Origin of the sequence: Bacillus sp. JJ1566 (assembly GCF_036962685.1) — a bacterium.
Lineage (GTDB): Bacteria > Bacillota > Bacilli > Bacillales > Bacillaceae_L > Ferdinandcohnia.
On the sequence record NZ_JBALOP010000070.1, the window covers coordinates 1 to 11,369 of the forward strand.

10 protein-coding genes and 1 pseudogene are annotated in these 11,369 nt (G+C 37.8%); 2 read left to right on the forward strand and 9 right to left on the reverse strand.

The window, feature by feature from the left end; genetic code table 11:
• Positions 1-149 precede the first annotated feature (149 nt).
• On the forward strand, positions 150-581 hold the full coding sequence (locus tag V7112_RS22295) for a DUF4064 domain-containing protein (RefSeq protein WP_335423894.1): 432 nt from the start codon (positions 150-152) through the stop codon (positions 579-581).
• A 36-nt stretch (positions 582-617) separates the two neighbouring features.
• Here V7112_RS22295 and V7112_RS22300 read toward each other — a convergent pair.
• The 3 genes and pseudogenes from V7112_RS22300 to V7112_RS22310 all read right to left on the reverse strand — a co-directional run bounded on the left by V7112_RS22300 (position 618) and on the right by V7112_RS22310 (position 3,553).
• Positions 618-1,691, reverse strand: a pseudogene (locus V7112_RS22300) (MalY/PatB family protein).
• 471 nt (positions 1,692-2,162) lie between these two features.
• On the reverse strand, positions 2,163-2,750 hold the full coding sequence (def, locus tag V7112_RS22305) for a peptide deformylase (RefSeq protein ID WP_335423896.1): 588 nt from the start codon (positions 2,748-2,750) through the stop codon (positions 2,163-2,165).
• A 116-nt stretch (positions 2,751-2,866) separates the two neighbouring features.
• A complete protein-coding gene (locus V7112_RS22310) occupies positions 2,867-3,553 on the reverse strand; it encodes an SGNH/GDSL hydrolase family protein (RefSeq protein WP_335423898.1) in 687 nt (228 codons plus the stop codon).
• Positions 3,554-3,718: 165 nt separating this feature from the next.
• On the opposite strand from V7112_RS22310, the gene V7112_RS22315 reads away from it, so the two are divergent.
• On the forward strand, positions 3,719-4,303 hold the full coding sequence (locus V7112_RS22315; RefSeq protein ID WP_335423900.1) for a DUF1836 domain-containing protein: 585 nt from the start codon (positions 3,719-3,721) through the stop codon (positions 4,301-4,303).
• A gap of 20 nt (positions 4,304-4,323) precedes the next feature.
• Here V7112_RS22315 and V7112_RS22320 read toward each other — a convergent pair whose 3' ends face one another.
• From V7112_RS22320 to V7112_RS22345, 6 genes are all read right to left on the reverse strand, one after another.
• Positions 4,324-5,382: a peroxiredoxin family protein gene (locus tag V7112_RS22320; protein WP_335423902.1), complete on the reverse strand. Its 1,059-nt coding sequence runs from the start codon at positions 5,380-5,382 to the stop codon at positions 4,324-4,326.
• A gap of 227 nt (positions 5,383-5,609) precedes the next feature.
• Positions 5,610-8,741, reverse strand: a complete 3,132-nt coding sequence (locus tag V7112_RS22325) for an MMPL family transporter (RefSeq protein WP_335423905.1) — start codon at positions 8,739-8,741, stop codon at positions 5,610-5,612.
• Positions 8,742-8,743: 2 nt separating this feature from the next.
• Complete coding sequence (locus V7112_RS22330; protein WP_335423906.1) at positions 8,744-9,205, reverse strand: MarR family winged helix-turn-helix transcriptional regulator; 462 nt, start codon at positions 9,203-9,205, stop codon at positions 8,744-8,746.
• 132 nt (positions 9,206-9,337) lie between these two features.
• On the reverse strand, positions 9,338-10,078 hold the full coding sequence (locus tag V7112_RS22335; RefSeq protein ID WP_335423908.1) for a hypothetical protein: 741 nt from the start codon (positions 10,076-10,078) through the stop codon (positions 9,338-9,340).
• A 2-nt stretch (positions 10,079-10,080) separates the two neighbouring features.
• Positions 10,081-10,653: a hypothetical protein gene (locus tag V7112_RS22340; protein WP_335423910.1), complete on the reverse strand. Its 573-nt coding sequence runs from the start codon at positions 10,651-10,653 to the stop codon at positions 10,081-10,083.
• On the reverse strand, positions 10,646-11,137 hold the full coding sequence (locus V7112_RS22345) for an RNA polymerase sigma factor (RefSeq protein WP_335423913.1): 492 nt from the start codon (positions 11,135-11,137) through the stop codon (positions 10,646-10,648). The genes V7112_RS22340 and V7112_RS22345 overlap by 8 nt, the downstream gene beginning before the upstream one ends.
• Positions 11,138-11,369 lie beyond the last annotated feature (232 nt).

Here is an 11,369-nt window from a genome sequence, read left to right on the forward strand (position 1 = left end):
TATTACATCTGTTTGAAACCTTTTTCGGTCTCTTTACGTAAATAGGATAATTCCATTTTTGAAGGGAATTAGGAAAAAATCGGATTGCATACTATATATAGTGTAGTACAATCAAAAGGAAACATTTTTCACAAGGGGGAAATCAACTTATGAAACGTACAGGAGAAATTGTTTTAACAATTATTGGAGCATGTCTTTTTGCATTTATTAGTGTGTTTGGATTTATGTTAATTGGTCTTAGTGGAGATAATGCTTTTACCCAGGATATGGAGAATATAATTGTTGCCGAAGATCCATCTCTTGAAGCAGCAGATTTAGCTTTCCTTTCAGATGCAGTGTCAGCTGGTGGCTGGTATTTTATTATTGTGGGAATCCTTGCAATTATTCTTGGAATTGTATCGCTCTTTCTTTTAAAAGGTGATAAACATCCAAAGGCTGCTGGTATCATTTTAATTGTCGTAGCTGTACTTAGCGCACTTGCAACAATTCTAATCTCAATCATCTCAAGTATTCTTTACTTAATCGCAGGAATCCTTTGCCTCGTTCGAAAGCAAAAGGAAACATTTAATCCAGAATACTAAAATGAAAAAGCTTGAAGAGCCTTCAAGCTTTTTTTTTTATCTATTTTTCAGTGCCTGACTAAACCGTTTCAATCCTTCTTCCAACAGCGCCCTCGGGCAGGCGATATTGATTCTAGTGAATCCTTCCCCTTCTTTTCCAAAAATATAGCCTTCATCAAATGCAACTTTGCCTTGTTTTTGGATGATTTGTTCAAGTTCCTTGGCGCTTAAACCGAGTTCTCGGCAATCTAGCCACACGAGGTATGTTGCATCTGGTTCAATCACTTTCACCTCAGGAATCGTTGATTTGATATATTCTATTAGAAATTCAAGATTTTCTTTTAAATAGTCGAGGAGCTGGTCAAGCCATTCGTCGCCTTCTTCATAAGCGGCAATTAGGGCAGTTACCCCAAATGTATTGGTTATACCTATGAAACGATTCTCATGTGCTTTATTAAAGCTTTCACGAAGCTCTTTGTTCGGAATAATCATATTCGATGTTTGCAAGCCTGCAAGATTAAAGGTTTTGCTTGGTGCTGTACACGTAATCGAAATCCCAGCAAATTCCTCAGAAATCGATGCAAATGGAGTATGAACATTTCCTTTATAAACAAGGTCGAAATGAATTTCATCTGAAACCACAAGGATATTATGCTTCATACAAATTTGACCTAGTTTTGTTAGTTCATCCTTTGTCCATACACGACCGACCGGATTATGAGGATTTGATATAATAATCATTTTTACAGATGGATCAATCTTTTTCTCAAGATCATCAAAATCCATAAAATAACGACCATTTTCAAATCATAAGGGATTGTTGACAATTTCCCGGCTATTCTTTTCAATCACATGCGTAAATGGATAATAAACGGGCGGCTGAATCAAAATTTTATCGCCAGGATTGGTAAAGTTCTGGACAAGAATACCGAGCGCTGGCACGACACCAGGTGTAAAACAAATCCAATCCTTTTCAATTGTCCAGTTGTGGCGACGCTTCATCCACCCCACTGTCGCTTCATAATAGGAATTAGGTCTCGATGTATACCCGTATATCCCGTGCTCCACTCTCTTTTGTAGGGCATCGATGACTGGTTGTGGTGATTTAAAATCCATATCTGCTACCCACATCGGGAGAATTTCTTTATCACCAAATAAGTTTTCTACCTCGTCCCATTTCACTGAATTCGTCTGTAATCGCTCTATGGATTCATCAAATTTATACTTCAAGCCAATCCCTCCATTTTAATCAAATGCGCCTTGGCGTATTTTCGCCCAGATTTTTTAGGCCCACACGATGTGGGTCACAAAGACGAAGACATCAGGAAGTGGCGTTTTTAGTCTTTGATCTTAAGCGAGATACAGTGAAACTTCAATCTGTGGAAGAATTTATCCACAGATTGTTAGTTGAGGCCCACAGGATGTGGGTCACGAAGACGTTGCCACACGACGTGGCGTTCTTAGTCTTCGTTCACTTTATCAGGCTTTTACTATCAATTGCCATCTGTGAGGACTTAGTGCCAGTTAATGCTGAAAAGTTTCCTTTGAAAATCGCATGTCTCCGCCGGAGGCTACTACCAGAGCAAGGGTAATGTCCTTGCTCTAGTAAAGACTTTTTATTGCAACATTTTCAGGAAGCTTAAATGGATTTTCTTTGTTGATATGATCGTAAAACATGATTCCGTTCAGATGATCGTATTCATGTTGGAAAACAATTGAAGCATACCCTTTTAAGCGCAGTGAAATTTCTTGTCCATTGATATCGAATGCTTTTATTTTTATTTTTTCATATCTTGGAACATAACCTTCTACTGGGCGATCCACGGAAAGGCATCCTTCTCCTTCCGGCAAATAGGTCATCGAAACAGAATGACTGATAATTTTTGGATTCACTATGTAATACTCATATACGTTATCATCAAAGTCCGTAAAATAAGTGACAAACATGCGCTTATTAAGACCAACCTGGTTCGCGGATAAACCAACACCAGGACGTAAACCATATTTTTTGGCAAGCTCCGGATCCTGGCTATTTTTCAAATAATTCATCATGCTAATGAGGGATTCCTTGTCTTCTTCCGAAAGTGGAACAGGAACTTCTTCCGTTTTTTCTGCTAAAATGGGCTGCCCTTCTCGAACAATATCCTTCATCGTAATGATGTAATCCGATTTATAGTACATTCTTTTCATCTACCTTTACTCTTTTTCATGTTTTTATCTTATCTTTCCCTTACGTTTATGTCTATTGATATACAGTTTTTCACTTTTCTTTCGTTGTATTCTTTATCAAAAAAAAATGCCACCGATTAGGAGGCACTTATTGTTACATTTTTTATTAATGAAGTAAAAACTTCACTGCTCATTGTTTTATAGCCTTCACCTGTCAAATGAATACCATCATCACTAATAAAGTCATTTAAGTCTCCCGAATGTTCCATGGCTGAACGCACATCAATCTTTAGAACATTTAATTGCTCAGCTAAGCTGTTCAAGCTGCGATTATAAAGGCCATGCCAGTGCTCAATTCCTCCTTGAAGACTGATCCAATGACTGATAGAGCTTCCATATGTTTTAGCAAGCATCTTGTAATATCGAACAGGATCAAGAGGTGGCAATGTCATCAAAACAGGAGTGCTATTCGTTTCTTGTATCCTATGAATCAATTGTTTGAGGTTTTCAATATAGCGTTCAATCGGAACAATTGGTTGATGCTCAGTTTCAGGCTTTTTAGCCACTTCATCCCATTTAAAATTGCAGTCATTGCCACCAATATTAATAATGACGTAATCCGGATGCTCTGCAATTACATCTTTTTCAATGCGGGACAATAGTAAATCGGAGTTATCATTAAATACACCTTTATTCATAACAGTGAAATGCTCGGCAGCAAATTGCTGTAAGAATGCTGGATAATTGTCTTTTAAAATCCGCATCCGACCTTTCACAAAAGAAACACCTCTCGTTAAACTATCACCAAAGCATACAATTTTCATATTTATCACCGCTTATTTTCAAATTATTATTCCCATTACCATTACAAGTAGTTTTTAATACTACATATAATCATATACGCATTGTATCATGTAGTCAAGATTTACTTATCAGTGGTTTTAGGATAAACTAAATAACAAATAATATCTGAAAATGAGGTTATTACAGTGGAGATTGAGAAAGATTTACTCAACGTTTTAGAAATCGACAAAAATATTTTTTTAAAGGATATTCCACAAATTGATTTATATATGGATCAGGTCATTCAACTCTTTGAAAATACGTTTAACTCTACTAAGAGAAATGAGGACGAAAAGATCCTCACGAAAACGATGATTAATAATTACGCAAAAGGAAAACTGCTATTCCCGATTAAAAACAAGAAATACTCAAGGGAGCATTTGCTCTTGTTAAGCATGATTTATCAACTTAAAAGTGGACTATCAATTAATGATATTAAGGCAACACTTAATGGGGTAAATGATAGGATCATGAATGATGAGGAGTTTGACCTTGAGGAATTTTATAAAAGCTATCTAGCGTTATATAAAAAAAATACGGCTGAATTTAAAGAGGATATTGATACAAAAATAAAGGATGTTACGGAAGAATTAGGTTCTGCAGAGGATGAGCAGCTGAAAAAAGTGCTTTTGATTCTATCCTTTATTACCGCTGGCCAATTTTATCGTCGGGCTGCGGAAACGCTGGTAGATGAATTAATAATTGAACAGGGGGAAAAAAAAGAAAAGTGAGGGTCACTTTTCTTTTTCACCTATTTTACACTATTGATTAACTCATTCATCATTTCTTTATCCATTGGTCCCACGATTTTTTTCCGTACAATCCCTTTGGAATCAATTAAATAGCTTGTTGGTATGGCATAGGCTTGATAGATTTGCCCAATATCCCCTTGTTCGTCAAGCAGAACTGGAAATGTAAGCTCATACTCCTCCACAAACTTTGCTACATCTGAACTCTTTTTCTCCGCGGTTGTTAGATTAACGGATAAAAGGACTGCATTAGATTCTTTATTTTCCAAATAAAATTCCTGCATATGAGGCATTTCTGCTTTGCACGGCGGGCACCAGCTCGCCCAAAAGTTTAAAATAACCTTTTTTCCTCTAAACGCGGATAAACTCATTTCTTCTCCACTTATTGTTTTAAGGGTAAAATCAGGGGCCATTTGGCCTTCGTAGATCCCGATTTTATCATCTGCAGTTGCTTCCTCTTCCTTTGGTATTGCAAAAGAAATGTTGCTATTAACTGTCCAAACGATAAGCCCAGTTAAACCAACGATGAGTGCTATCTTTTTAAACAAATGAAACACTTCCTTTTTCTGTTGTCCTTTATAATAGAATGTCAACAATAAAAGAAAGAATGCACTCATTGATCGAATGAAATGAAATATTATTTGTTCCTGTAGCCAAAATAAAGCAAGCAAATCATAGGATATCACGGTTGTGAAACTCAGGATTAAAATTGAGCGAATAAGGGACGCATGCTGCACCGTCCTCTTTTTAATATGATAAAGTAAATAGAAAAGCGTTATTACGACTGCTATAATTAGTCCTTTTGTTCCGCCTGAGAAATACAGCAAGGACATGGGACTTTTTATTACGAGTTTTGGTTCTAGAAGTAACAAACTTCCCTTCCACGCTAGAAATCCAATGAAAATTCCATTGGAAAGTAGATTAACTACGCTTTTCGTAACTTCTTTCGTTTCGGTTTTCGCTAACCAGACGCGTACAACGAGAAGGCCAGCGAGTACTCCAATTCCTAGTATGACCCATTTTGTAAGGATGGCTAATGATCCGATTTGTATGAAGTGCATCTTATTCCTCCGCTTATTTTTCTACACTCATTATATCATTCAGGGGCTATTTATTTTCGAGTAATAGTCTAGTGACAGTATTTTTCCGATTGTGACAGTATTCTTCGAATAGTGACAGTAAATTTCTGTTAGTGACAGTATTTTGTAAATAGTGACAGTAAACCTAATTCAATAACCATATTAGCCCAAAAAATTCGAGGCTCCCTGCAAACAGGAGCCTCGTTTCATCAATTTGTTGGTCGTTTAAACGGCCACCAGTTGGCAATACCGAAGTTTTTGACCATAACTGGAATAAATAACGGCAAAATCACAAAAGCGTACAGCATAAGGCCAACGAGTGTGATCGACGCGATCTGAAGCAATGATAGCATTCCAGAAGGCATCATTGCGGCAAATGTTCCCCCAAGAATAATGGCTGCTGAAATAATAACAGTTCCCATTTTTTTCATCGAGAGAAGCATTGCTTCTGCCACTGAGATATCACGGAATTCGTTAAAGCGGTCCATTAAGAAGATACTATAGTCAACACCGAGTGCGACAAGGATGACAAATCCAAAGAATGGAACGGCCCAGCTAATTCCCGTAAACCCTAGTATATTTACAAAAATCACTTCATTAATGGCCATTGATGTGTAATAGGTTAAAACCAATGAACCGATGATATAGATTGGCATGATTAAGGAACGGAACAAGAAAATTAAGATGAGCGAAATACCGATAAACATCAATACAATCGTTCGTGAGTAATCCTGTTCAGACATTTTGCTTAAATCGGTATTCGTGCTTGTGATTCCGCCTAGGGCTACATCTGCATTTTCAAGCTTTGTACCTTTCGTTGCCCGTTCAACAGCTGCATTAATTTCATCGATTTGTGCCATTGCTTCATTAGAATACGGGTTTGCCTCAAAAATGACATCCAATGTCATGACTTTACGGTCTTTAGACATGTAAACATCAAGGACTTGTGTGAAATCATCACTTTCAAGCACTTCTTCTGGCATGTAGAATGCATTTAATTTTTCAGAGCTAGAAAGATCGGATAAATATTCTTGAGCAGATCCTAAACCATCTGAAACCTGTCCTAGCCCCTCCGCACTTTGGGTGAGTCCATCTGTTAATTGTGTGATTTGACCACCTAGGCTTCCAAATCCATCAAGAAGCTGCTTTTGGCCATCATGAATGCCGGTTAAGCCATTTGTAATTTGTGGCATTCCTTGAACGATTTGACCTTGGCCATTTGCAGCTTGGACAAGTCTACCTTTTAGTTCTTCAAGACCTGCAATTAACTGTTCAAGCCCACCTGGTAGTGCTGCTTGCTCTTTAAGTAATTGCTCAAAACCAGCATTTGCTTGGATCAATCCAGTATTTGCTTCTGAAAGATAACCATTTATTGTCTTTATGCCACCGGATATCCCAGGGATTCCCTGTTGTAGTGAAAGAATACTATCTTTCATCCCGCCGTAAAATGGATCTGCAGTAACACCAAGATGCCTGCCTTCAAAATCCTCAAAACCTTCTTCAGTAAATTGATTTAACTGGCTTGATATTTCATCTAATTTGGAAGCCACTCCCGAATACTGCTGAAGTAATGTAGCAATAGCCCCTTGAGCGTCTTTATATCCAACTAATAGATTCGTATTATAATAGTTTAATAATTCTTCAGAACCGACTTTTGCTTCATCAACCTTAGCAATCATGGTATTGATTCCTGTGGTTCCATTACGGAGACCTGATTCGATTTCTGAAAGACCGGTTTGGATTTCAGTTAGTTTAGTTTTGACCATATTTGTACCTGTGATTAATTCACCGATTCCGTCGGTAGCTGTTTTAAGCTCCGGCTCTGATTTTGCAAGCTCGCTACCTGCTTCCTCCAAGCCTTCCTTAATCTGAGTGAGTCCATCTTTTCCTTCTCCAAGACCTTCTTCAAGTGTTTTTGCTTGGTTTGCGACAAATAAATCATCAATTGGTTCGCCGGTAGGTCTAGTAACCGAGCGGACTGTGTCAACTAAGTCTACCCTTTCAACTTCTTGACTGATTTTTTCTGCCAGTTCGATATATTCAGTGGAGTCCATGGCCTCATCATTTTTCACAACGATTTGGGTTGGCATGGATTCACCTGGTCCGAAGCTACCTGCGATGGCGTCGAAAGCTTTGATGGAATTTACATCACCACTTAATTCCTCTAATGAATCATAGGAGAGGTCACCATCATACACAAATAAAAATGGAGCAACGATTACTGCTACAACTAATAGTGATAAGAGTGGGCGGCCTAATGAAAAGCGACCGGCCATTTCCCAAATCTTACTGTCCCCATGCTCTAAATTCTTCTTCGTTGGCCAAAACAATTTTTTCCCTAAGACGGCCATAAAGAATGGAACGACTGTAAATAAGGCACCTAATAGTAATGCTACCCCCACAGCCACCGCAACTGCTGATTGATATAAAATAAATTGTGAAAAGCCGATTGCACTAAAGCCAATCATGACCGCAATGCCGCTAAAAAGAACGGTGCGACCTGCATTTTTATAGGTTTCAATTATCGCTTCTGTTAAGCTCTCCCGATGTGAGAGCTCCTCTTTAAAACGACTTATTAGCAAGATACAGTAGTCTGTTCCTATTCCAAATAAAATAGCAACTAAGAAAATTTGAGTGTAGGTTGAAATTGGGAAATCAAATTGATCCACAAGCATTGAAACAATGGATTGTGACGCAAGATATGCGAACCCTACTGTCACAAGTGGAATAATTGGTGCAATTAAAGATCGGAACACAAGTAAAAGAACGACGAGAATAAAGACAACTGTAATACCTTCTGTCTTTTTCAAGCCTTCTTGTGCGCTTGTCATCAAGTCCTCAGTAATGAGCCATTCACTCGTGTAATAGTGGTCAACCTTAACATCTTCAATCGCTTGATATAATGCATCAGAAACCTCTTTCGGCTCACGATCATTCCAGCTTACTGATACGGAGGCTAGGATTGATTTTCCGTCCTCTGAAACAAGCTGTTCCTTTAATGTTTCTTCGTTAAAATGAGTCAGGATTTCAGTAATTCCGATTTCGTCTTTCTTCTCCTCAAGAAGTAGGATTGCCCGTTCGGCTTCTTTTATTTCGTCTTCTGTTAGCTTCTTTTCATCATGAAATACAAGTGCCACCTGTGTTTCGTTTCCCCCACCCTCCTGGGACTGGGCATCGTTTAAAATATTTCCTGCAATGGAGGAAGAGTATTCATCTGGAACGGTAATCTGGCCCTTTTCACGAACAAGGTCAGCCATATTTGGAGCCGCAAGAAATAATCCAGCTACGACAACAATCCATGCGATAAGAACCAACCATTTCCGTTTAATAATAAAATTCACGTTTAATCCACCACCTTGTTATTTTTTATTTGTTGTAGGATTCCATTGAGCTTTTCATAGGTTTTGAGAAATTGAACAATTTCCTCTTCTGAAAATTCACCAATGATTGACTCGACTAGCATATGAACCCGCTCCTCCGTCTTTGAAAAAAGTGAATCTCCTTTGTCAGACAACGTTAAGTAAACAATTCTCCGATCATTCTCATCACGTGTTCTTTGTATCAAGCCTTTTTCGAAAAGGCGATTAATGATGGCCGTGATCGCACTCTTTTTGACTTCAAAAACATCTGCAAGTTCAGTTGATGTACACGACCCTACCTTATTTATGTAGCGAAGTGTATAATGCTGATCATTCGTAAGATCGCTTCCGAGTTGTTCCTTCACAAGCGACTCCGCAGTGGTATTCACTGAAAAAGAAACGTCTATATAAGAATCAACTAATTCCTTAATGTTTGTTTTAGCCATATTCCGATATCACCTCGCCAAATATTAGTTAAACTATTTAACTATTAACACTGTTAACTATAGGTTGCAGCCCATAAAAAGTCAATAAAAAACATCCCTCTTAAACAAGAGAGATGTCGATTGGTTTTTCCTCTATTCAAGTACTTCAATATCCTTTAACACTAGGTCTGTGTCCCTTTCAAACGAAACATAATACTTTACATACCCGTTGTCATCCTTTGCAAATTTAGCATTAAGGTCATCCATGATGTTCCCGTTAATGGTGACAAATTCATAGGTATAGTTATTTTCATTAAGAACCTTTTGAATGACTTGGGACTCCGTTAGAACATCTTCCTTCGTCGATTTGGTTGAATCCAACACAATGTGCATGCCAAGTGGCTTTTCAAGCTCTATGTCCTTATTCCAAGTGGTATTTGAATCGTAATGACCTTTTTGAACCTCTAAAGCAACTACAATTCCTTTAATAGTTGGAACAGATTGCTTCAACAAATCTGTTATTTCTGTTTGAGCTTCCCCACTTAATTTTTCCATTAATTCTTGATCTAGATTCTCAGTGTAAATAGAGTCTAGCATGACATACGGCTTTAGGTATCCTCTAACTGTAAATTCATGTTTTTTAGGTCCGTTCTCATTCGGGGCTGTAGCACCAATTTCGATTACATTAAAATCATAGGTTTTAAACTTAAAATTATAGAATCCTTCCTCCATTCGGAACTCGCGGTTTGGGTAAGTCTCCTCTAAATAATTTTCTAAAACCTTTGCTGAATAAAGTTTGCTCACTGGATTTCCATTAAATTCGTTATAAATGAATAGGATGAACAAAACGAGCACCCCGAGAATTACACTATAGAATACTTTTCGCTTTTTCATTTTCACTCACCGTTCCTTATTTTTATATATAAAAATCCAATGATGCTACCGATGAAAGCAAATAAATAATGAATCAAGGTGACTAGGATGGACCCTATGACGGAATGCAATAAAAACTGTCCGAAGGAAACGGTGGAACCTATGTCCCCATTCATATAGTCGCTTATATTTCCACTAATTGACCAAATAAAGATTGGGATAAATGAGATATAAAAGACAATTTTCATATCCTTATAAAATAGGTACGTGAGTAATCCAAGTACTGCATACCACAAAATAAATCCAAAGCTTTCATTGAGCATGGATGTTTGAATCGCAAGAAAAAATGAAAGTCCAACAAAAATGAGCTGATAAAGCGATAGTCGTCTTTTAATGGTTGTAATCATTCTATCATGCTGTACAGGCGAAGCAATTTCTTCTTTTTCGAGTGGAGTCGTTGCTTGGTCCACCAGCTTTTGAAGCTCTTTGTTATCTTGTATCTGTTCCTCTAGCCATGTGGTTGTCTCTGCACTTAGCAATCCCTCGTTGTATAGTGGAAGCAAATCTTCGATGATTGCTTGTTTACGTTTATCCATGATATCCCTCCATTTCCTTATGAAGCTTGAGTTTTGCCCGGTGAAATGTGACTCTAGCGAAGTTTTCACTTTTTCCAAGCAAGCTCCCAATCTCTTTAAACGATAACTCCCCGTAGATTCTTAGTGTTACAACCTCTTTTGATACATCATCTAATCGATTAATATATTCGATGAGGTTTTGTTTCACTTCCTTTTTAAGTAATACCTCTTCTGGTGTAGTCGATTCCCCTGTTTCTTTTTTGAGCAATTCGGTTAATTGGGTCTTATACTTTTTTGAGCGATAATGCTTTAATAGACGATTTTTTGCGATGGAGAATAACCACGTCTGGATTGTTGATTGCTGTGAAAAGGTATGTATGCTTTTGAGTGCTTCATAAAAAACCTCTTGAGTTAAGTCCTCCGCAATCTCTTTGCTAGAGGTTTTGATAAAGAAAAAAGCATATATTCGTGGTTGTACTTCTTTATATAGCTCCTCTAGCTCCATTTTTCTCTCCCAATCTGTTTGATTTTTGTTTGTTCAATGTATTAGTACCTTGAGTTTCGTTTTCGTTACAGATAAAATCAAATACGCCAAGGCGTATTTGCGCCCGATTTTTAGGCCCACAGGAATTGGGTCATAAAGACGTTGCCACAGGAAGTGGCGTACTTAGTCTTTGATCTTAATTGATCGAAATACTTCCTTTAAAAAATCATGGCATCCGCCGGAGGCTTTACTT